The following is a 21,724-nucleotide window of genomic DNA, read 5'->3' as shown; positions in this document are numbered from 1 at the left end:
CCGAACTACAACCACACCGCCCCCGAACACCACCACCCCGCACGCCAATCGGCGGCGAATGGGTGACCCACGACACAGATCACGCGGCTATACGCGAAGCCCGCCGCTACGTCGGCGCGAGCTGCCGCAAGCACCTGTGCCTGACGCACGCGTTCGCTGTCGGGACCGGCGCGGGTGGGGTGGATGGCGGACTCGAGCCCGAACGGCAGGGGGAGGGCAGATACCCCGCTACGACATCGACGACGACGCTGCCCCGTGTGGTTGCCGGACTCGGCTACGCGGTGTTGCGGACCGGCGGTGCGACACCGCTTCGAGCGCCGGTGCTGAGGCTCCCGAGGAGGATGACCGTGGCGGAGCGTCGCGGCGATTCTGCGGGATTGTGGAACCACCGTCCGGGTAGTCCCCACCGTCGGGCGGAAGTGGCACGAGGGGATGGGACGGATGAGCGAGTCCGTGGAGACGCCTGCGGCCCCGGTACCGGGCCGAGACGTGACAGGGCTGGTGCCGACCGGTTTGCGGGTGAGCGCGGCACTGGCGTGGCGGTTCATCGTCGTGATCGCCGGGTTGTACGCGATCATGTGGCTTGCAGGCTTCTTCTCGCACCTGCTCGTGCCGATGGCGATCGCGCTGCTGCTGGCCGCGCTCATGGCGCCCGGGGTGGAGCGGTTGGTGACGTGGGGGGTGCCGCGCTGGGTTGCCGCAGTGATGGTGATGGTCGCGGGCATCGCGCTGCTCGGTGGACTGCTCACCTTCGTGATCATCACCTTCGTCAACGGTCTGCCCGAGCTTCAGTCCCAGGTGGTGGCGAGCCTCGACCAGATCCGGGACTGGCTGAGCACCGGGCCGCTGCACCTGCGCGTCGAGCAGGTCCAGAGGCTCATCGACGACGCGATCGCCGCACTGCAGGACAACCAGGCCGCCATCACGCAGGGCGCGATCACCACCGCGACCACGATCGGTGAGGTCGCCACCGGTTTCCTGCTGACCGTGTTCATCCTGATCTTCTTCCTCTACGACGGTCCCGGCATCTGGCGGTTCGTCACCCGCGGGGTGCCGGCCCGGGTCCGGAGCCGTGTCGACGTGGCCGGCCGGCGCGGGTTCACGGCGTTGGTCAGCTACGTCCGCGCAACCGCCGCCGTGGCGCTGGTGGACGCGGTCGGCATCGGCATCGGGCTGGCGATCATCGGAGTACCGCTGGTGATCCCGCTGTCCGCGCTGGTGTTCCTCACCGCCTTCGTGCCCATCATCGGCGCCGTCCTCGCGGGGGTCGTCGCCGTGCTGGTCGCGATGGTCGCCAAGGGGTTCATCGCCGCCCTCTTCGTGCTCGCCGTCGTTATCGGTGTGAACCAGCTCGAAAGCCACGTCCTCCAGCCGTTCCTGCTCGGTCGCGCCGTGCGGCTGCACCCGCTCGCCGTCGTGTTCGCCATCGCCGCCGGCCTGATCACCGCAGGCATCGCCGGCGCGCTACTGGCGGTGCCGCTCCTCGCCGTTCTCAACGCGAGCATCAGGTCGCTGCTGCACGACGAACACGTCGAGCCCGAGCACGTCGACGTCTTGCACGACGACGACCAGCCCTCATCCGGCGATCCGGCGGATACGAAAGCCACCTGGACACCGTGATGGGGTCCCACTACGTCTACTGGCTGTTGTTCACGCTGATGATGACCGGGCTCTACATGGTGATCAGCCACGGCGACCTGCTCAGGAAGCTGATCGGTACTCCCATCCGCTGCCGCAGGTGCTGATCCTGACCGCGATCGTGGTGGGCGTCGTGACCCTGGCGGCCGGGCTCGCGCTGGCCGTACGGAATCTTCGAGGCCTGCGGCACGGTCGAGGAGGACCAGGTGCTGGAGTCCGACGTCATGTCGTCGACGCGCAGGTTCTCCGGTCCATGCGTCAACGCCAGCCGCAGGGCCGCCTCGCGCTGTGCCGCCCTGGTGGCCTGCTTGTTCTGCTCGCGTAGCCCTGTCCGTCGTGTCGTCACGACTCAAGTATCCCAGCCATACCTGCGTGCGCGCAAAGTTGCGCGCACGCATTTTTCGTTCTAGTCTCGGGGCTCCACACCGGGCAGGAAAGGATCCGAACCCATGCGAGCCAAGGGCATCGCGTACGACACCGGCTTTGTCCGCAACGGCGAGATCTCCCGCGAGAGCTTCGATCCGGACGTGGTGAAACGGGAGCTGGCCATCATTCGTGACGACCTGCACTGCAACGCCGTGCACCTCGTCGGCGGCGATCCGGAGCGACTGGAACAGGCGGCTCGCTGCGGGGCCGAACTCGGGCTGGAGGTCTGGTTCTCGCCCTACCCGCTGGAACTGACGACCGCGGAGATCCTGTCGCTGTTCGCCGACTGCGCGCAGCGGGCGGAGCGGCTCCGGAAGTCGGGAGCCGAGGTCGTGTTCGTCACCGGCGTCGAGCTTTCCATCATGAACCAGGGCCTCCTCCCCGGTGACGACCTGGAGCAGCGGCTCGACCTGCTGTTGAGCCGGCCCGAGGGCTGGGCTGAGCGAATCGTCGAGGCGAGTGCCCGCGTCAACGACTTCCTCCGTGACGCCGTCGCCGCGGTCCGCGAACACTTTCTGGGCAGGATCACCTACGCCTGCATACCCTTCGAGCGGGTCGACTGGTCCCTCTTCGACATCATGTCGGTCGAGCTCATCCGGTCAGCCGAGGTGGCCGACCAGTTCGCGGAAGGCGTGCGAACCCTTGTCGCGCAGGGAAAGCCGGTGGCGATCACAGGCTTCGGCACCGCCACCTGGCGTGGCTCGGGGGACGTGGCGCCGCGGAGTATGGAGATCGTCGAGTACGACAAGACCGGTCGCCCGGTTCGGGTTACCGGCGACTACGTCCGCGACGAGGCCGGTCAGGCCGCCTACCTGCGCGAGCTGCTGGAGATCTTCGACGCGGCAGGCGTGGACAGCGCCTTTGTATACCTGTTCGCGCTCTACAACTACCCGCACCGCCCCGACGACCCTCGCCGCGACCTCGACTTGGCCAGTCTCGGCGTCGTCAAGGTGCTCGAGGACCGCGGCGGCGACACCTACCCGGACATGCCGTGGGAACCCAAGGCCGCTTTCACCGCGCTGGCCGACTACTACCGCGGCTGACCAGACCGCGGTCAGCACGACACGAAGGAGCATGAACATGATCGCGGGCGGTACCTTTCTGCTGGGTGAGGACCTGCGGGTCAGCCGGCTCGGCTTCGGCGCGATGCGGCTCGCTCTCGGCGGCTCCATTCGCGATCCGGAGACAGCGGTCGCGGTGCTGCGCCGTGCCGTGGAGCTCGGCGTGAACCACATCGACACCGCCGGCACCTACGGGTTCGGTGACCTCCATGCGCACGAACTGATCCGGCAAGCGTTGTCGCCGTATCCGGCAGACCTCGTGATCGCCACCAAGGTCAGCCCTCCCGGCGAGGCAGCCGCCGCTCAACTACGCGGTCTGGTCGAACAGGATCTACGCCGCCTCGGCCTGGACCACCTCGACGTGGTCTACCTGCGCGTGGGCGGCATGGGTAAAGCCGGAGGCGAATCACTCGGCGAACGCTTCACGGTCCTCGCGGACCTGCGCCGCGAGGGGCTGATCCGGCACCTCGGCGTCAGCCATGTCGACGCGACCCAGCTCGCCGAGGCACGGTCCATCGCCCCGGTCGCCGCGGTGCAGAACCAGTTCCACATCCACGACCGGAGCGACGCCGAGGTTCTCGCGCGGTGCGAACAGGACGGCATCGCCTACGTGCCGTACTTTCCACTCGGCGGCGGCAGAGCCCGGCTCGACACGGCCCTTCTCACACGTGTCGCCACCCGCCACCAGGCCACGCCCGCACAGGTTGCCCTGGCCTGGCTACTCGCGACGTCACCGGTGACACTGGCCATCCCCGGCACCAGTTCGCTGGACCACCTGACCGACAACATCGCCGCGGCCGGACTTCGCCTCACCAGTGACGACCTGGCCGAACTTTCCGAACAACACGCCGCATAATCCATCGAACCAATCGTGTCTCTCGTGGAGGCCCACAGACACTGGTGCTGACCTTGGCCAGATACAGCTCTGTCAGGCAGAAGCGTGTGCCGGTGGTGATGAGCCAGATTTTGTGGCTGTGCGTCCTTCGTGGAAGGTGATCGCGGGGCGGATCGGGCGGGTCCGGACGCGTGGGTCGGGCAGGTGCTGGTTGCCGTCGAAGGTGTAGTTGAAGGTGCGGGTGCGCCAGCTCGATCGCCAGAGGAATCCGCCGTCGGTGTCGGGGAAGACGGGGGAGTGGTCGTGGTTGTCGAGGTGGTGCTTGAGGAGGACGGCGAGGAACGCGGACAGGGCGCTGGCGGCGGTACTGGTGGGCCTAGCCACTGGCGACGGGAGCTTTTCCTCGGGTGCGCCGACGCGGGGTCCGCGGCCGGCCCAGGTGGCGGCGACGATGAGCAGGCACTGCCGCGATTGTTGGTCGGGCGGCCCTCACACCTGACCGCGAGCGCGACGTAGACAGGCCCATGGGCGACCTGCCCGTCGCGGATCTTCACGTGGATCGCGTCGATGAACACCAACCGGATACACAGGGTCCAAGCCGGGTTCTGTTATCGACCATGCCATTGAGCACCTCGTCGGTGATCGTGGAGGTCGTCTGTCGCGAGACCTCGGCGCCGCGCACTTCGGCCAGGTGCGAGCCGGTCTCCCCGGTCGTGAGGCCCTGATGACCGCTCGGGCTGGCCGATGCGGATGTGGGTGGTCGGCTGACCGCCTTCCCCGGCGCTCAATCACGGTTCAAGAACCGATCTTCCCTTAGTCGAGCCTGATGCGGCGGCCAGCGCGGACACATCTGAACATGTCAAAGTGTTGTTGGAGGACTTGGCGTTCGTGGGGGATCCATGGGGAGGAACCAAAGTGATCGCAGAATCACGAGCCCCTGGAGACTGGATTTCTCCTGACCGCCAGTAATGTCTCCGCACGCCGCGGAGACCTCACCAGCACCTGGGGGTCAGGTATGGATCTGAAACAACTGAGCACGTTTCATCGGGTCATGACGCACATGAGTTTCACCAAGGCCGCGACCGAGCTCCGGTACGCGCAGTCCAGCGTGACCGCGCAGATCAAGAGTCTTGAGGCTACTCTGGGCATGGAGCTCTTTGAACGACTCGGAGGAAAGATCCGGCTCACCCCTGTCGGCGAACGGCTCGTCCCCTACGTGGAGCGCATCCTCGCACTTGTCGATGAGGCGAGGCAGTCCGTGACCGACGAGACCGAACCGTCGGGGACGCTGACCATCGGGGCGGTCGAAAGTCTGATCTCCTACCGCATGCCAGCCATCCTCGAGTTCTTCTATCACCGCTACCCCCGACTGCAGTTGAATCTACAGTCGGTCACCTGCGGAGAGGCGCATGATTCCTTACGCAGAGGGGTGCAGGACCTGGGCTTCCTGATCGAACCCGAGAACGGGCGTCACGGACTGGAGACCATGGTGCTCGGGCCCGTGCGGTTGGTGGCCGTGGTCGCGCCCGGCCATCCGTTGAACCGCGGCTCACAGGTGTCGATGGCCGATCTGCGAAGGTTCCCCGTGCTCGCGCCTGGGATTGATTGTTCCTACCGGGCGCTCATGGAGTCGGATCTCAACGCGAACGCCGAGACCCCCGTCCCCCTCATCGAGTTCGGCAACATCGAGTCGGTCAAGCAGGGACTCGCCACTGGGATCGGAGTCAGTGTGTTGCCCGAGATCGCCGTGGCGAGCGCGGTGAGGGAGGCACAGTTGAGCGTGCTCGACTGGGAGCCCTCCTTCGAGGTCTTCGCCCAGATCGTGTGGCGGCAGGACAGGAAACTCAGCCGTGAGATGCGGCTTTTCATCGACGTGGTCACCCAGACCATGGGCCAGGACAGCGAGTCGTTGGTCGACACATCGTCCGGAGCGCCCGGCAGAACGTGCCACCGCGGAAATCAGCCGCAGCCAGGAAAAAGGCTCACGGGCTCGCCAGGATCTCCTCGACCATCGGCGTGAGCATCCTCTTGGGGCCGATCTCGATCCAGGAGGTTTCGCCGCGTCCTGCCAGCAGCTGGACACTCTCCGTCCACCGGACCGGGGCCGAGATCTGTTCGCCCAGGTTGTGTGCGATCAGGTCGCTGGTATGAATTGCGCCGGTGTTGTTGCTCACCACCGGTATTCGCGGAGCCCGCAGTTCGGTTCCGGCCAGTACGCGTTGGAACTCCGACCGGGCTGCCGCCATCAAAGGGGAATGGAACGCGCCGCTGACGTTCAGTGACACGTAGGTTCGCGCACCGGCGTCAAGGAAGTGGTCCTTGGCCATGCGTACCTGATCAGTGACGCCGGAGAGGACGGTCTGATTCGGCGTGTTGTAGCCGGCCACCCAAAGGCCGTCTCCGCTCCAGCTCACGAGAGCATCGTGCACCGCGTCGAGGTCCAGGCCGATGACCGCGGCCATGGCGCCGTCGCCGGCATCCGCCATCAGTTCGCCGCGGCGCGCCACCAGGGCGAGCCCGGTGGCGAAGTCGAAGACACCCGCGACGTGCGCAGCGCAGTACTCACCAAGGCTGTGCCCGAGCAGTGCGGTCGGTTCGATCCGGCACGACCGCCGGACACGCAGGTATGTCAACACGTTCACGACGTACAACGCGGGCTGGGCGTACCTCGTGGACGTCATTCGTCCGTCCTCGTCGTCGAGGCACAGATCGCGGACCGAGTAACCGAGCACCTCGTCCGCCAGCGCCAGGTGCTCCGGGAACTCGTCGAACAGGTCGCGCCCCATCCCCGCGTAGTGCGAACCCTGGCCGCCGAACATGATCACTGGCACGGTGTCCCCTTCGGGCCGGTCACCCCCGCGGGACCGAGTTGGGCGGTCCAACGAACAGGCGGTCGAGGTAGTCGTCAAGCGCGGAAAGCGATTTCGCGTCCGCGAGGGCGCCGACGTAGCCGTCGGGACGGATCACCACGACGTCGCGCAGCTGGAGACCGAGCTTGGTTCGGCAGCGTCCGGCGATGTCGATCAGAGCGTGCGGGCCAGCTGGCATGTCGAAGCGCTGGCTCGGGGAAACCCTTTCGTGCACGGTGTAGGCGCGGAACGCGTCTTCGCCCAGAAGTTCCCGGTACCTTTCCAGTGCCGTGCCGATGAGCGACGCGGTGGTGTCGTGCGCACCCGCGAAGGCCAGGATGACGTGCCGCCTCGCGCCCAGTTCGCGCAGCAGGTCGAAGGGGCCGGATGTCGTCGTCAGCGCACAGCTCGGCATGCGCCGCCCGGGGATCACCCGCGAACGTCGAACAGATCCCGCCGGTGCGGGGTAAGCCACCGCGAACTGACTGAGCTTCGCTATTTCCGCGGCGTGATATGCGCGTCGGTTCAGGCGCTTGTTCTGACTGCGCAGCCGCTTTCGCCTCCATCGGTTTCTCCCGAACACGCGTTCACTCAGCATGTTGTTGTAGTCGAACAGGGCTTGTGCCACCGGGAACCGCTCGCCGTGGTAGCTGTCGAGCAGAGCGTCGCCAGCCTTGGCGCGCAGCACGAGAGCCAGCTTCCAGGCCAGGTCGATCGAGTCCTGGATGCCGGTGTTCAGTCCCTGTGCACCGATGGGGCTCTGAACGTGTGCGGCGTCGCCGACCAGGAAGATGCCCTCACGGCGGAAGCTGTCGGCGATGAACTGCCGGGGGTTGAACCGACTGACCCAGTACGGATCGCCCAGCGTCACCACGTCGAGACCGACCGCGCGCAGCACTTCCCTGAAGCGGCGCAACACGAACTCCTCGTCCACTTCCGTGGCGGCGACCCGGCAGGTGGAGACGAGTCGGAACATGCTGCCGTCGATGGGCAGGACCGCGAGGAAGGTGCCCTCGTCGAGCCAGAACTGATGCCGCTCGTGCGCGTGATACGGAAACCCGCTCATCTCGATGTCGGCCATGATGAAGGTCTCATCCTGTTCCGCACCGTCGAAGACCGCGCCGACGATCTCCCGAACCCGACTGCGTCCCCCGTCCGCACCGACCACGAAACGAGCGGTGACTATCGAGGTCCGGTCATCGGTGTCTCGCAGGTGACAGCGATGACTGTCTCCGTCGATGTCGATGTCGGTGAGTGCGCGACCGCGTTCGACGGCAATGCCCCTGTCGGACACCGCCCGGTCGAGGATGCTGGTGGTACTACCCTGACTGAGCTGCAGAAGGCCTGGATGGTCGCCTTCGAGTTCGGCGAGATCCGCCACGCCGATGACGCGTCCCCGCTGGGTGTAGTGGTTGATCCGCCGGGACATGATGCCGGCTCGTAGACACTCGGCGTCGACTCCGAGCATGTGGAAGCACTCCAGAGTGCGCGGTGTAAGCGTCATGGCCTTGCTCAGCGGTGACCAGTGCTCGAGTTTGTCGACGATACGTACCCGAACGTCGTTGTCGGCGAGCGCGCAGGCGAGGGTGAGGCCGACCGGACCGGCACCGACTACCAGGACTTCGACTTCCGCTTTGTCTTCGGTCGTCACTTCAGCACCTCACGAAGGATGTCGAGCAGTTCCTGTCCCCGCTGGTCCATGTGGAGGAACAGGTGGTCGCCGGCCAGGGTGTGGATGTCGAAGCCCGCGGTGGTGCGGCGACGCCAGTCGCGCATCTCGTCTTCGGCCACTCGGTCGTCCTGTGCGCCGTGCACCGCGGTGATGGGTATGTCAAGCACATCCGCTTCGGCGGGCCGGTAGCTGCCGACGAGGCGAAGGTCGTTGACCAGCACCGGCAGCGTGAGGCGGAGGAACTCGGCGTCCACATCCGGCGGGACCGGGAGCGACAACAACCGTGCCAGCTCGCGTAGCGCCTCCGTGTCGAGTGCCCGGATCTGGGCGGCGCTCGGCAGGCCCGGAATCCCGACGGCGGCGAGAGCACGCAAACGGTCGCGGTAGAAGGGGTTCTCTGTGACTCCTGGGCTGCTGAAGGCACCGACGACGAGATGTCGGATCGTGTTGATGCCGCGGCGCCGGAGACGCAGCGCCAGCAGGTACCCGATCAGCGCGCCCGCGCTGTGTCCGTAGATGACAACGGGTTTGTCACATGCCTCGACGGCTTCCGGTTCGAGGGAGTCCACGACGTCGTACACATTGGGTACCAGCGGTTCGGCCATACGCTCACCCCGGCCTGGGAGCGCCACCGGGCACACGTCCACGTCCGCACCGAGCAACGCCTGCCAACGTTGGAACGCCAGCGTGCTGCCGCCACCGTAGGGAATGCACAACAGACGGATCCGCGCGGACTCCACACATCGCTTCAGATAGCCGCGGCCGGCGTGTTCGGTGGAAGGGGCCATCGCCGAAACATCATTGACCGCGACACCGTTGCGCCTGCCGAGCAACTGCGAGGTCAGATCGGAGACGGAGGTTCCGGCAACGATGTCAGCCAGCGAAACCAGTCTGTCCGGGTCGATCGGTTGCAGTGCCTGGTGCAGGGTAGTGGCCTGCAGGGAGTCAATGCCAAGCGCGGTCGTCGAGTCATGTGGCCCGATGCCGTCCTCCGGCGCATCGGTCAACCGGGCCACCATGCGGCGCACGATACCTTCGACAGCGGCACGATCTCCGGAGGTGGCGGCGGCCAGCTCGTCGGCTGTGAGGCGCAAGGCGTCGCTGACCGGTCCCGCGGCAGCCAGCACCTGTCCGATCCCTCCTTCGAGGACGCGTACGGTGACGGTGGCGCATCGGAACACCGTCCGGCCGTCCCTGTCGTGGACCGCGACACGACCGTGCGCGAGCGAACAGTCGGCTTCGACCCGCACGTTTCCGAGATGTAGTTCGGCGGCTGCGGCTGGCGCCCCGGGGTGGACGATCAGACCCTGCAACCGTTCCACCATGAACGCCGCCCTCGACTGCTCGCCAGGAGGTAGCGCGGCGTGGAAGAGCTGCGCGCAGGCGTCCAGGATCCCGGGGGCGACGCGAGCGGCGGCCCGCGCCGGAGCAACACGGTGTTCCGCGGCAACGGTGGCCCAGACATCGGAACTGTCTCGAAACACCTCTCCGGCAGCACGCACGCTTGGTCCGAGGTGCATTCCACGCGTCTCCACGGCGGCATAGAACTCGTCTCCGGAGCACACGTGTTCCGCGCTGGGCGGACGAGCACGTACCGACTCCGCGACTGGTGGTCGTTCGTTCAGTGTTCCGTGCACGTGCTGCTGCCATTGGTTGTGCGCGGCATCGGCCAGCGAGTGGAACGCAAAGCTCGCGCCGGGACCACGCAACCCGTCGAACACCAACCGGACGGTGCGGAATGCGTCACGCAGGACCAGTGCCGCGCTGAAACGCATGTCGGCTACCTCGAACTCGCGGTCTGGCGCGACCGTGTTCAGCCCGCGCAACAGCATCTCGACGAAGTATCCGATGTGAACGACATGGTGTGTGTCCGAGAAGGCCAGGGCAGTAGGGTCCAGCTCGAAATCCACCTCGAGCTTGTCGCCGGGCGAGAGGTGCAGCGCCGGTTGCAGTGCGTCGAGGCGGTTGTGAGTGGGCACGTCGCCGAGCCGCCCGGCAGTGGGTGCGAAGGCGTACACCGCTTCGTCCAGGGAACTCGTGGGCACGGTGGTTCGACGCGCCGCCGTACTCTCGTAGAGCGGGCGCCAGTCGAGGTCGAAGCCCAACTCGTACAGGCGCAGCAGGCGCTGGATGACGGCCTGCCGCGGATCGTCCACGTTCTCGTCGGTGTCGACCAGAGTGAGAACCGGATCGAGAAGCTGCCGGACACGAGCGGTCGCACCGCTGTCGCCGAGCAACATGACGATGCGCACGTCATGTTCCACGCACAGACGGCCGGCCGCGGGGATGTCGGCTCGTGCGGTGGCGGCCGCAGCCCAGTAGGCGGGGTCGGCCAGTTGGTGAGGACCGACGAAACCACCATCACGTGGGCAGATCACAGCGGCATCGAAGTGCGAGGCGTGGGTGGCGGCGCGACCGGTCGCGGGAGTTGTCGCTCGGGCCAGGTCGATGCTCGCGGCAGAACGCACCTGTGCGCCGTTGGCCAGTTGACTCAGCTCGGCGAGCACGTCACGTACTGTGCGAGCGTTGGTTTCGACAGCAACCGCGAAGCATCCGATGCCATCAGCCATCCAGATCGCCGGCTGAATGGCGAACGCCTGCCACAGCCGTACCGTGCCGCACAGCAGTCCGAGTTGCAGGGCGGCAGACTCCACCGCGCTGGACGGATGGGTGTCCGACTCGATCCAGCGGGTCAACGTCGACTCACCTAGTTCGGACCAGGCCGCGTCGACTTGGTCGAACCCAGCACGGAACGCGGAGAACAGGCCGTACCACCGGCGGGTCTGCCGTCCGTGATCCGCCGCTCCCAGAAAGAAACCGAGTTTGGCCGCACCAGCGCGGAACAGACGCGATGAGGTGACGAGTTGTGGTGTGGCGAGCCTGGCTTCAAGGGTTCGCACTGCTTGTTCGCGGGTTTCGGCCAGCAGGCTGGCGCGAAACGGTCCGTGGTCCCTGCCGACCGCCAGCGTGAATCCGACGTCCTCGAGGTCGGCTCCGCCCTCGGTCAGATGATCGGCCAGACGGCGCAGCTGGTTGGTCAGTGCGGTGGCCGATCGAGCCGAGAGCAGTATCGGTTGAGTGTTCAGTCGCTGCTTCGCCCGCTCGGTCCTGGCCGGCGGGGCGGCTGACAGGATGGCGTGCCCGTTCGTGCCGCTGAAGCCGAATGCGCTGACTGCACCGACTGGTTGGGGGGAAGTCAGCTGTGCCTCGGTTGCGGCCGGTTGCAGGCGCATGCGCTCGAAGTCGATGTCGCGGTTGAGCTCGCCCGCGACGAGTTGTGCCGGAGCGTAACGGTTCTGCAGCACCAGAACGAGCTTGATGAGCGAGGCGATGCCGGACGCGGCCTCGAGGTGCCCGATCTGTGCCTTTGCCGAGCCGACGACGAGGTGTTGATCCGCAGAACGGTTCTGGCAGTAGACCGCACTCGCCGCCGACAACTCGATGGGATCCCCCAGCCGAGTACCGGTACCGTGGGCCTCGAGGTAGTCGACATCGGTGGCTCGCAGCCCCGACCGCCGTAGGGTCTGCTCGATCAGGGCGCGCTGCGCTCGTCCGTTGGGCACGGTCAGCCCGCTGCAGGTTCCGTCGTGGTTGATCGACGTGGCGCGCACCAGCGCCGCTATGTTGTCGCGGTCACGCACCGCGTCGCTCCAGCGCTTCAGCACCACCACGCCGCCGCCCTCGCCACGGCCGTACCCCTCACCGTCCGCGGCGAACGGGCGGCAACGACCGTCAGCGGAGAGCGCGCCGAACCCTGACAGCACGGTGAAGATCGATGGATCCAGCAACAGGTTCACCCCGCCGATCACAGCGACATCGCAGTCTCCGGCGCGAATGCCCTCACAGGCCAGGTGCAGCGCGACCAGGGACGATGAGCACGCCGTGTCTACTGCCACGGCAGGTCCGCCGAAGTCGAAGGTGTGGCTGATCCGGCCCGCCACCACACTGTTCAGCGAGCCGGTGGCGACGTACGTGCCTGGCTCGGTCGACTGGCGCGCGAGCGCACCGTACTCGCCACCGATGACGCCGAAGTACACTCCGACACGTCCGTCGAGGCGCCGCGGCTGATACCCCGCGTGCTCGAGTGCCTGAGCGGTAAGTTTGAGCGCGAGCCGTTGGGTCGGGTCCATGTCCCGCGCTTCCTTCGGGGAGATGTTGAACGCGCGCGGGTCGAAGCGCATGACGTCGCCGTCGAGATAGTTGGCGCGAGTGTTGCGGGCCGTTCGTGGGTTCTGGCGGAAGTAGCGATCGTAGACATCCGCCACCCATTCGCTGGCAGGCGCGTCGCGCGCACATTCGCGACCGGACCGGAGCAGGGACCAGTACTCCTCTGGCGTGGTGACACCGCCGGGAAGCTCACAGGCCATGCCGATGATCGCGATCGGCTCGTCGGGCCCGGGCATGGAGGCGCCTTGTCTGAGTTCGCGAATCGTGTTGAGCGACTTGCGTAGTAGCGCTTTGAGTGTGCGAATCTCATGGTCCGTGTCGAGGTAGCCCGTCACGAAACCACCTCGATGAGCGCGCGTTCGAGATCGTGGGCAGACAGCCGGTCGATTTCGTCCTCACCGAGGGTGTACGGCAGGAGGGCTCGACCGGGCTGCGTCGCGGCCGTCGCGACCTCCTGTGCCACGGAAGCCGCTGCCGCGATGTCAGGCTCGCCGTTGGCTGCCAGCTCGCGCGCAAGATAGGCGGCGAACTCGACGATGGTCGGGTGATCGAACGCCGACGTCTCGCTCGGTTCGAACGCGGTGTCGGCGACGATGGACTGCCGCACCTGCCCGAGGTGGATGGACGACATGCCAAGGTCGAAGAACCCGAGGTCGGTGCGGGGACGCTCTCCCTCGGGGTAGTCGAGCACTACGGCGATGCGATCCTGCAGATAGTCGCAGAGTCGGCGTTCGCGGAGGGTTGTCGGCAGGCCCTTCAGTTCGGCGACGAGTTGTGAGGTCCTGTTGCCTGGTCGCGCGACGTCGACTGACGGATCCTGTTCGGCCAGGTCGACTTCCGGCGGCGCCGCCGCTGGCGTGGTCGTCGCGGATGCGGCCCCGGGTGCTTCCGGCCAGTATCGACGTCGGTTCAATGGCGCCGGTGGCAGCCAGATTGGACGTTCGGCAATCAGTTCGGGATAGACGTGCCGCCAGTCGACCGGGAACCCCACGGACCACAGCTTCGCGAGTTGGTCGTGGCGTGCGCTCGCGGCAAGCGCCCGCAGGTAGTCACGGTCCTGGGTTTCGACGGCGCCGTCGAAAGTGCTCCGGTGGATGACGTTCACGTACAGACCCTGTGGTGCGGCCGCTTCCGGATTCGAGGTGTGCTCGGTGAAGGACAGGAGCTTGTCAGCTGCCTCGGCCAGGGAGGCCGCGGTGAACGCCAGGCGGTGCGGCGCGCACCGCCGGAAGTTCAACAGCGTCGCGGCGACACCGGCAAATGTCACGGCGCGGGGGAACGGGTGTCGCCCGGAGCGTGGATCGTCGGAGAGGACGGCGGACAGCTTCTGCACGTAGGCAAAGAGCGATTCGGCGCTGCTCCCCGAGATCGTCAGGACGAAGCGAGCGGCAGGACTCGATGCAGCTCTGGTGCTCATCTGCCGTACTCCTCCATGACCAGATGGACATTGGTGCCACCCGCACCGATCGAGGTGATGCCGGCGCGCAACGGAACGTCCCCGCGCCCGGTGCGCTCGGGGTTCCAGTCCCCGAGACTTTGTTGCACGTACACCGGCGAGTTCGCGAAGTCGATCGACGGATTCGTCCGGTTGGCGTGCAGCAGCGACGGAACCAAGGTGCGGTGCTGCATCTGCAAAACCACCTTGGCGACCTGAGCCACACCGGCCGCTGCCTCGCCATGGCCGATGTTCGACTTCACCGAGCCGATGGCACAGTACTGCTTGCGCGCGGAGCCGAATGCCGTGGTGAGACCGGCGATCTCGATCGGATCGCCCAGCTGGGTCCCGGTCCCGTGCGCCTCGACGTAGCTGATCGTGGCCGGATCGACGGCTGCCTGGTGCAGCGCCCGCTCGATCGCCAGAGCCTGGGCGGTCGGATTGGGGACCGTAAACCCGTTGGCCCGGCCGCCGTGGGTGATCGCGCTGCCCCGGATGACGCCATAGATCCGGTCGCCGTCGCGTTCGGCGGTGACAAGGGGTTTCAACAGAAAGCTGCCGACGGTCTCGGCAGGCACATAGCCGTCGCCACCGTCGCCGAAGGCGCGGCACCGCCCATCGGAGGACAGGAACTGATATCGCGCCATCATCTGGTACTTCGACGGATGCAGCGACAGGTTCACCCCACCGGCGAGCGCCAGCTCTGATTCACCTCGGCGCAGACTCTCACAGGCCAGGTGGATGGCGTACAGCGACGACGAACACGCGGTGTCCAGGGCGAGGCTGGGGCCACGCAGGTCGTAGGTGAACGACACCCTGTTCGCGATCGCGTAGGTCTGCGAGTTGAGAACGTCCGCCGGCCAGCCATGCCTCGCCAGGGCGGCTTCGTACTGGATCAGCTGGTAGTTGTTGAAACTGGCCCCGACGAAGACGCCGACCTCGTTGTCGTGTTGGGCGCGCAGGCGCTCCCGGGAGTAGCCAGCGACCTCGAGGCACCCGTACGCGGACTCGAGGAACAACCGCTCCTGTGGGTCCATGAACTGAGCCTCGGACGGTGCGATACCGAAGGCGGCGGCGTCGAAACGGTCGACATCGGAGAGGAACCCTCCCCACTTGGCGTACACCTTGCCCGGCACGCCGCGGCGAGGATCGAAATAGCGGTCGTGGTCCCAGCGATCGCGCGGGATCTCGGTGATCCAGTCGGCACCGGCCCACAGGCCGGCCCAGAACTCGTCGAGCGAGTCCGCCCCGGGGAACCTGCCATCGAGCCCGATGATCGCGATCGGCGCTGCGCGTTCGTGTTCGGTGTGCGTCCGCGGCGGGAGCACGACAGATCGCTGGGGTGGCATCGGGTGGCGCGAGAGGTCCGATCGCGGTCCATCCGGCCCGTGGTGTGCGGCTGTCGTCTCCGAGTGCGGCCGCGCGGTCTCCGGAGTACGACGAGCGCTCACATGGACGGCGAAACAGGTGGCGACGGCTGGTCGATAGTCCCGGAGAAGGCGGTCGGCGAGCGATCGGATGTCGCGGCATTCGAAGAACAAGGTGGCGGCGACCTCGCCGAACCGTTGGACCAGTTCCCCGTTGAGCGAGTGGATGATCAGCGAGTCGAGGCCGAGGTCCGCGAACTCGGTGTCCGCCCCGACCGCGCCAAGCTGGTTCTTGGTGCTTCGGGCCACCAACTGGCGCAGCAGCTGTCGCAGTTCCGCTGCCAGTTCGTCATCCGACATGGTCGCGGAGGAGGACTGGTCCGCTTCTGCTGACCGGTCGCTCGCTGTGTACCCGTGCGGAGGAGCTGTATCGGCCGCCGACCGTTCCTCGGACACGGAGGGGGTGGCAGGTTCCAGGCCGTCGGTTCTGCACACCTCGTACTCGTGCCAATGCTCGTGCGGGTCGAATGAGTAACCGGGTAGCCCCGGGATGCGCTCGAAGCTGGTTTGCGCACCGGCCCAGTCGACGTCGCAGCCGGCATGCCAGAGCTCGATCAGACAGGTGGCGAACGCATCCGCTGTCGGTGCGTGGATTCGCACCGAGCGGAGCCTGTCCGTGCTGTCCCAGCCGCCGAGGACGGCCGCGCAATCTGCTCGAGTATCGTCCGGGAACTCCCACGCCGCCGCTGCCTCCGTCACAGGGATGCGAAGACCACGGTGTTGCTCGTCGGTGTGCTGCCGGAGCAGCGGCAGGTCCGTGAGCACCGAGGACCGGACATCGCGATGTTCGCGCGCCTGCGCGGCGACCGTCGCCAGATCGGCTGTGCCGGCGAGGATGTCCAGTGCAGTCACGGGCGAGACGATGTTCCTGCGGACGAGACTCGCCAGTTCGCCGGTGCTCGCGTCGCGCCAGCCGGCGGGTGCCAAACCCCAGGCGTGGTCAATTTCTGTGTGCGCCACGTCGATCGCGAGGGCTGTCATCGCGAGGTGCTCGGGGGTCAACGAATCCACGACCCGGGCGAAGTCGTGTACCACCTCGGCCAGCGGCAGGCCGTGGGCGCGCGTCGGGTTCGCCCACGCGCCGAACGCCCGAGTGAAGGTGTGCTGGTGGCCGAGAAGACCGGCGGCCTGTGCCGCGTATCCCGTGGCCACGGCTACCGATCGGGCACAGTTGTGGGCGAGTTCGGCCAGGTACTCCGCCGTTATCTCATTGGGCAGGAACCACCGCGCACCGATGTGCACCGCGACGGTCGGCGACGCTGTCGCTACGAGAGCACTGCCGGCGGCCAGTGCGTCGGCAGCGTCAGCGACCGACATCATTCCGGAGTGCACCATCACAGCGGCGGCACCATTGCCACAGAGTGCGACCAACTCAGCCCCGTGGACATTGCGTCCGGCCAGGGCACGGAGCAAGGCCAATCGGGTGGCGAACGAGTCCAGCGCTGGTTTCGCCGAGTCCACGACGGCCTCGGCGAGGACAGTCGGCCTGTGCGCTGCGACGGCCGGGTCGCCGATCGACTCGACGGGACCGGCCGGCAGGAGGACGGCGAGTTCCGGGGGTTTGTGGCTGTGCCGGATCTCTCCGTCCACGCGGGTCAGGGCAGCGACGAGATCACCGGCACGTGAGGCGAACCGGTACGGGAGGGTCAGGTCTCGCTGGTTCGTGGCCCGGCAGAGGTCGCCCAACGCCTCCGGCCGCACGGAACGCACGCGGTGGGACCATTCGCCGAGCGACCGCTCGAGTGCGGTACGACTCTTCGCCGCCAGGGTGAACACCGGCGAGAAGCCGCCATCGGACACCGGGCCTGGCACCGAGTCCGGCCGACACTCACGCGGCTGATGTTCTGCCACGATGGCGTGGCAGTTGACGCCACCGAACCCGAACGAGCTGATCCCCGCCGTTCGAGGCTCCTCGCTCGACCACGGTACGGCGTCGCCGGGGAACTCGACTCGCTCTGAGGTGTTCTCGATGAGTGGGTTGACCCGCTCGATGTTCAGGGTGGGTGCGATCGTCCTGTTCTGGAACATGAGCAGAACCTTGATCAAGCCTGCCATGCCCGCGCCGGCCTCGAGGTGACCGATGTTGGTCTTGACCGAGCCGACTGACAGCGCCGATGTCCGTACCCGTCCGGCGTAGGCGATGCCGAGAGCCTCGATCTCGATCGGATCGCCGAGGCTGGTGCCGGTGCCGTGGGCCTCCACATAGCTCACCTGGGCCGGGTCCACCTGAGCGTCGGCCAACGCGCGGGAGATGACATCGACCTGTGCCGCGACGCTTGGCGCGGTGACGTTTCGATTGTGCCCGTTGTGGTTGGTGGCAATGCCCTTGAGCACGCCGTACACGTGACACCCGAGCCGCTCGGCGTTCGACAGCGTGGTCAGCAACACCACGCCGGCACCTTCACCAGGCACGTATCCGTTTGCCCGGGAATCGAAGGTGAAGCAGCGGCCGTCAGGGCTGAGCATGCGGGATTGCGTGAATGCCAGATAGCGCCATGGTGAGAAGACCAGATTCACTCCGCCGACGAAGGTGAAGTCACAGTCCTCGTACAGCAGGTCCTGGCGACCGTGACTCAGCGCCACCAGCGAGGATGAGCAGGCAGTGTCCACCGCGCGACTTGGGCCACGCAGGTCCATGAAGTTCGAGATGCGGTTGGCCGACAGGCAGTGGTAGTTGCCGACCGGGTCGAACACGTCCACCCGTTTGTTGTTGGCAGTCGCCTTGAGCAGGTAGTCGTGCACCGACAGGGCGATGTTCACCGACGTCCGTGACCCGCGGAGCAGGTCGATCGACAGGCCGGAATCCTCGAGGCAGTGCCATGCCTCTTCGAGAAGGATCCTGTGCTGCGGATCCATCGCGACTGCCTCACGTGGCGAGATGTTGAAGAACGCGTGATCAAGGTTGCGCGAGCCGCTCACGCCGCCGATCCATTTGGAGTTCACCTGCTCGGACGCGACGCCGTCAGGTGAATAGAAGGTGTCCGAATCCCAGTTGTCCGGGCCAACTTCGCTGATCTCGGATCGTTTGTTTGCGATATTCTCCCAGAAATCATGCGCATGCGCTGCGCCGGGATATCGGCAGGCAACGCCGACGATCGCAACTTCTTCGCGCATGTTTTACAACCTTCACAACCGGTTGACTTGATTGCACTCGCACCGCGCGTACTTGACGCAACTCGATCAACCATCGGTGCGCCGCGATGCGACCTGCAATCGCCATGAATATGTTAGCCGGTCTCGGCTGGTTTCAGCATCGGAGGTCGCGAATGCCCTTATCGGATCTGACGATCGATGCCTTGACGAAGGGAAGTGCGCTGTCTGATCCTACGACGACGACGCTGATCGGAAAGAGGTCATCCATGTGTGCTGAAGCTCGGCTGGCGGGTGTTCTGGAGATCCTCGGACTGAGCGACACGGCGACGGTGAGCGCCTTCCCGGCCACCCCCACGCCATGGGCATCGACCTATTCCGTCGCGGGCGACGGCATCCGTCGGGTCGCACGTTTGATCGACCTGGAGTTCGCTGAGGAAGGCGTCGTACCAACGGAGTTCAGGGCAGCCCAGGTGCTCGGCAAGCACGGGATCGGCCCGAGGGTGGAGTACGCCGATCCTGTGAGCGGCGTGTTGGTCATGGACGAGATCCTGGGCGCCCCCGCCACCCGACCGATCGTCCACTGGCAGGCGCTCTCGCTCGCTCGGGTCCTGCGTGAGCTGCACACCCTCGACATGGACGGAGAGCCGCGGCTGCATGAGGGCAAGATAAACTCCGCGCGGTCCGGGGTGGCGCGACTCACCCCCCGGATTCCAGAGCTCGCGATCTACAGCGAGGCGTCCGAACGGTTCGACAGCCTGCGCGCGGAGCTCGGCCAGCTCGGGGTCGAGGACCGGCTCTGCCACAACGACCTGAACCGCGGCAACGTCCTGTTCGACGGCATGCGCGCCTGGCTCATAGATTTCGATCACCTCGGCTTCGGGGATCCGCTGTACGACCTGGCCAACGCCATGCTCTCGCTGGGCATCGAGGGCGTGCTGCTCGAGAAGTTCCTGGAGGCGTACTTCGATCGCCCTGTCGAAGCGAGCGAGGCCGCCCGGTTGGAGCTGATGGCCTGCCTGGTGTTGCTGCGCTACGGCCTGAGCGCGCTGTCCCTGGTGCCGGACCACCTGCACGACCGAATGGGCACGTGGACGTCCGAGATGCTCGGAGATCCCTTCGACTTCGCCAGGCGCGAGAACGAGGAAGTAGGTTGGCTCGTCTTCCGGCTGAGCCTGTCCTTCACGCACGCGGGTCTGGCTCGTCTCGAGGCGGGCCCGGCCACCCGAGCCGCCGGGACGCTCGGGTTGCCCGGCGCGTGGGCCTGAGCGGGGGCCACCGTGACTCACATCGTCGCCACGGTCGGACCGGCGTGCTCATCCCGTGAGGTCCTCGGGGACCTGCTGAAAGCCGGGGTGGACGTGTTCCGCTTCACGGCCTCCAAGACCCCCGTGGCCGAACTCGCATCCCTCGCCGAGGAGGTTCGCGGGCTCGCCGGGGACGTCGGTCTGCCGGTCGAGTTGGTGCTCGACCTACCCGGCGCCAAGCTGCGGTTGACCAATGAGGCCTACCTGGACCTGGCCGATGTCTCCGAACTCGTACTGCGCTTCGACGACAGCCCCTCCGATCTGACCGGTCCGGTGCCGAGCCTCGGGGTGTCGGGCCTCGGTCCCGGGGACCCGTGTCCACAGGTCGGCGACCTTGTCGTCATCGGCGACGGGGAGGACGCGTTGCGGATCGTTGGGCAGACAGCCGGCTCGTGCAGGGCGGTACCGCTGACCACGGGCGTGGTCGGAATCCGGCGAGGGATCTCCTTCCCCGGTGCGCGCGACGCCGGGGGCGCACAGGAGTTCACCCCGTACGACCTCGCTGGGTTGCGGGCGATGACCGGTTCACCGTTCGACGCCGTGGTGCTCTCCTTCACCGAGTCGGCCGATCTCGTCGAACGAGCCCGCGCGGTGCTACGCGAGAGTGTCCGTGAGGGGCCTCTGCCTTCGGTGGTCGCGAAGATCGAGACAGCGGCCGGGGCGGCGGCCGCCGATGAAATCGCCCGGTCCGCCGACGGGATCCTGCTCGGTCGCGGCGACCTGTTACTCGACACCGGCCCGGTCGAGTTCCACGCGGCGTGCTGTCGGGTGCTGGACGCGGCGCGCGCGATCGGATGCCCGGTGCTCGTAGGCACACAGCTACTGACCAGCCTCGCGGTTGGTTGGCTGCCGCACCGCTCGGAGCTTGCCACCGTCAGTGAGTTGCTGGCTGATGGCGTCGCCGGGCTGATGCTCGCTGAGGAGACAGCGGGGGCCACCGACCCGGTTCGCGCGGTGACACTCCTTACCGGACTTCGGGACCGATACGCACCTACCACCGTCAGAACCCCACTCTTCCCGAGCCACCCATGAACCCTGACCCAAGTCGAGGGACCATCGCCCAACGTCCCTTCATCTCCGGCATCCTCCTGGACGGGCACGAGTGCAGCGGCAAGACCAGCCTTGCGCGGCTGATCACGGCCGAGCTGCGCGCACGGGGCCACGAGGTCACGCAGTCCCACGGCACGCTGACCAAGGGCGGACTCGTGGACGCGATGCTCAGCGAAGCGGTGGCGGTCTTCGACGATGCCACGGACCGACCCTTCCGAGACCTGGGGCTGTGGCGCCGCTTCAACAGCATGCGGTCCGCACAGCTGATCGTCGACGCCGAGCTGGCCGCTCAGCAGCGGCCGTCCGAACAGGAGGTGGTCAGGGTGCAGGACCGGTACTGGCTGACACAGCAGTCGTTCAACACCTTCCTGACCCCTGGTGAGTGCTACCTGGCACCCGAGTGGATCCGTGCCCGAGCTCCCCGCTTCACCGTGCAGATCTACCTGACCTGTGCTCCCGCCGCCCGGCGAGAACGGATGGCGGCCCGCGAAGGGCCGGCCAAGCACGCCGTCAACGCCTTCCTCCGTCGCCACCTGGACGAGATCGTGCGACTCGACGAGCTGACCACCCGGCAGATCGTCGACGATCCCGAGTGGACAGTGCTGTGTTCGGACCGCTCCACGGCGCCTGAACTCGCCGCGCACGTGCTCGAACTCTTCGACAACGACAGCCGGACCGCCGGGGACGCCACCACCTCCGGCCGCGTCCTCACCCACCCCACCGTTCGAAAGGCCACGGCCTCATGAAGGACAGCACACTCCTCGTGA

15 protein-coding genes and 1 pseudogene are annotated in these 21,724 nt (G+C 66.7%); 9 read left to right on the top strand and 7 right to left on the bottom strand.

Annotation, left to right across the window (positions count from 1 at the left end):
• Positions 1-441: 441 nt before the first annotated feature.
• From BU204_RS01655 to BU204_RS01635, 5 genes are all read left to right on the top strand, one after another.
• Positions 442-1,620 (top strand): AI-2E family transporter, encoded by a 1,179-nt coding sequence (locus BU204_RS01655; RefSeq protein WP_075123669.1) that lies wholly within the window; start codon positions 442-444, stop codon positions 1,618-1,620.
• Complete coding sequence (locus BU204_RS42215) at positions 1,620-1,745, top strand: hypothetical protein (protein WP_408607976.1); 126 nt, start codon at positions 1,620-1,622, stop codon at positions 1,743-1,745. Before BU204_RS01655 ends, BU204_RS42215 begins: the two co-directional genes overlap by 1 nt.
• Positions 1,739-1,963 (top strand): hypothetical protein, encoded by a 225-nt coding sequence (locus BU204_RS42210; RefSeq protein ID WP_408607975.1) that lies wholly within the window; start codon positions 1,739-1,741, stop codon positions 1,961-1,963. Before BU204_RS42215 ends, BU204_RS42210 begins: the two co-directional genes overlap by 7 nt.
• 124 nt (positions 1,964-2,087) lie before the next feature.
• Positions 2,088-3,107 (top strand): hypothetical protein, encoded by a 1,020-nt coding sequence (locus BU204_RS01640; RefSeq protein ID WP_075123668.1) that lies wholly within the window; start codon positions 2,088-2,090, stop codon positions 3,105-3,107.
• A 37-nt stretch (positions 3,108-3,144) separates the two neighbouring features.
• Positions 3,145-3,981 carry an aldo/keto reductase gene (locus BU204_RS01635; RefSeq protein ID WP_198942727.1) on the top strand — a complete coding sequence of 279 codons (837 nt, stop codon included), beginning with the start codon at positions 3,145-3,147 and terminating at the stop codon, positions 3,979-3,981.
• A gap of 72 nt (positions 3,982-4,053) precedes the next feature.
• On the opposite strand, the gene BU204_RS38795 is transcribed toward BU204_RS01635, so the two are convergent.
• Complete coding sequence (locus BU204_RS38795) at positions 4,054-4,344, bottom strand: hypothetical protein (protein ID WP_143229239.1); 291 nt, start codon at positions 4,342-4,344, stop codon at positions 4,054-4,056.
• A 98-nt stretch (positions 4,345-4,442) separates the two neighbouring features.
• Positions 4,443-4,684, bottom strand: a pseudogene (locus BU204_RS42375) (transposase); the annotation flags it as partial.
• Positions 4,685-4,975: 291 nt separating this feature from the next.
• Between BU204_RS42375 and BU204_RS01625 the strand changes: the two are divergent.
• Positions 4,976-5,980, top strand: a complete 1,005-nt coding sequence (locus BU204_RS01625) for a LysR family transcriptional regulator (protein WP_075123666.1) — start codon at positions 4,976-4,978, stop codon at positions 5,978-5,980.
• Here the strand turns inward: BU204_RS01625 and fabD are convergent.
• Genes fabD through BU204_RS01600 form a run of 5 tightly spaced genes read right to left on the bottom strand, consistent with a single transcriptional unit; the run spans position 5,943 to position 18,624 of the window.
• Positions 5,943-6,779, bottom strand: a complete 837-nt coding sequence (fabD, locus tag BU204_RS01620) for an ACP S-malonyltransferase (RefSeq protein ID WP_158073380.1) — start codon at positions 6,777-6,779, stop codon at positions 5,943-5,945. The two genes, BU204_RS01625 and fabD, sit on opposite strands and share 38 nt — an antisense overlap.
• Before the next feature lie 31 nt (positions 6,780-6,810).
• Entirely contained in the window at positions 6,811-8,460 is a 1,650-nt protein-coding gene (locus BU204_RS01615; protein ID WP_075123664.1) for an FAD-dependent monooxygenase, read from the bottom strand.
• On the bottom strand, positions 8,457-12,983 hold the full coding sequence (locus BU204_RS01610) for a beta-ketoacyl synthase N-terminal-like domain-containing protein (RefSeq protein WP_143229237.1): 4,527 nt from the start codon (positions 12,981-12,983) through the stop codon (positions 8,457-8,459). The genes BU204_RS01615 and BU204_RS01610 overlap by 4 nt, the downstream gene beginning before the upstream one ends.
• The gene (locus BU204_RS01605; protein ID WP_083660906.1) at positions 12,980-14,065 is read right to left on the bottom strand and encodes an acyl carrier protein; all 1,086 of its coding nucleotides are present in this window, start codon (positions 14,063-14,065) and stop codon (positions 12,980-12,982) included. The genes BU204_RS01610 and BU204_RS01605 overlap by 4 nt, the downstream gene beginning before the upstream one ends.
• Positions 14,062-18,624 (bottom strand): beta-ketoacyl synthase N-terminal-like domain-containing protein, encoded by a 4,563-nt coding sequence (locus BU204_RS01600; protein ID WP_075123661.1) that lies wholly within the window; start codon positions 18,622-18,624, stop codon positions 14,062-14,064. Before BU204_RS01600 ends, BU204_RS01605 begins: the two co-directional genes overlap by 4 nt.
• An 86-nt stretch (positions 18,625-18,710) precedes the next feature.
• On the opposite strand from BU204_RS01600, the gene BU204_RS01595 reads away from it, so the two are divergent.
• From BU204_RS01595 to BU204_RS01585, 3 genes are read left to right on the top strand one after another with little or no spacing between them, the layout of a single operon-like run.
• Entirely contained in the window at positions 18,711-19,868 is a 1,158-nt protein-coding gene (locus BU204_RS01595; protein WP_083660905.1) for a phosphotransferase family protein, read from the top strand.
• Between the two features lie 12 nt (positions 19,869-19,880).
• Positions 19,881-20,939 carry a pyruvate kinase gene (locus BU204_RS01590; protein WP_075123659.1) on the top strand — a complete coding sequence of 353 codons (1,059 nt, stop codon included), beginning with the start codon at positions 19,881-19,883 and terminating at the stop codon, positions 20,937-20,939.
• Complete coding sequence (locus BU204_RS01585; protein ID WP_075123658.1) at positions 20,936-21,703, top strand: hypothetical protein; 768 nt, start codon at positions 20,936-20,938, stop codon at positions 21,701-21,703. Before BU204_RS01590 ends, BU204_RS01585 begins: the two co-directional genes overlap by 4 nt.
• The last annotated feature ends 21 nt before the right edge of the window (positions 21,704-21,724 follow it).

Source organism: Actinophytocola xanthii (assembly GCF_001921205.1).
Classification (GTDB): domain Bacteria; phylum Actinomycetota; class Actinomycetes; order Mycobacteriales; family Pseudonocardiaceae; genus Actinophytocola; species Actinophytocola xanthii.
The sequence above is the reverse complement of the archived record's forward strand: the minus strand, read 5'-3'. Positions and strand labels throughout refer to the sequence as shown.

What these genes read in the sequence shown, in the direction of transcription:
- BU204_RS01595 (WP_083660905.1), top strand. Translation starts at nt 18,711, where the DNA reads ATGCGACCTGCAATCGCCATGAATATGTTAGCCGGTCTCGGCTGGTTT.
- BU204_RS01635 (WP_198942727.1), top strand. Translation starts at nt 3,145, where the DNA reads ATGATCGCGGGCGGTACCTTTCTGCTGGGTGAGGACCTGCGGGTCAGC.
- BU204_RS42215 (WP_408607976.1), top strand. Translation starts at nt 1,620, where the DNA reads ATGGGGTCCCACTACGTCTACTGGCTGTTGTTCACGCTGATGATGACC.
- BU204_RS01640 (WP_075123668.1), top strand. Translation starts at nt 2,088, where the DNA reads ATGCGAGCCAAGGGCATCGCGTACGACACCGGCTTTGTCCGCAACGGC.
- fabD (WP_158073380.1), bottom strand. Translation starts at nt 6,779, where the DNA reads ATGTTCGGCGGCCAGGGTTCGCACTACGCGGGGATGGGGCGCGACCTG.
- BU204_RS01600 (WP_075123661.1), bottom strand. Translation starts at nt 18,624, where the DNA reads ATGCGCGAAGAAGTTGCGATCGTCGGCGTTGCCTGCCGATATCCCGGC.
- BU204_RS01655 (WP_075123669.1), top strand. Translation starts at nt 442, where the DNA reads ATGAGCGAGTCCGTGGAGACGCCTGCGGCCCCGGTACCGGGCCGAGAC.
- BU204_RS01605 (WP_083660906.1), bottom strand. Translation starts at nt 14,065, where the DNA reads ATGAGCACCAGAGCTGCATCGAGTCCTGCCGCTCGCTTCGTCCTGACG.
- BU204_RS01625 (WP_075123666.1), top strand. Translation starts at nt 4,976, where the DNA reads ATGGATCTGAAACAACTGAGCACGTTTCATCGGGTCATGACGCACATG.
- BU204_RS01585 (WP_075123658.1), top strand. Translation starts at nt 20,936, where the DNA reads ATGAACCCTGACCCAAGTCGAGGGACCATCGCCCAACGTCCCTTCATC.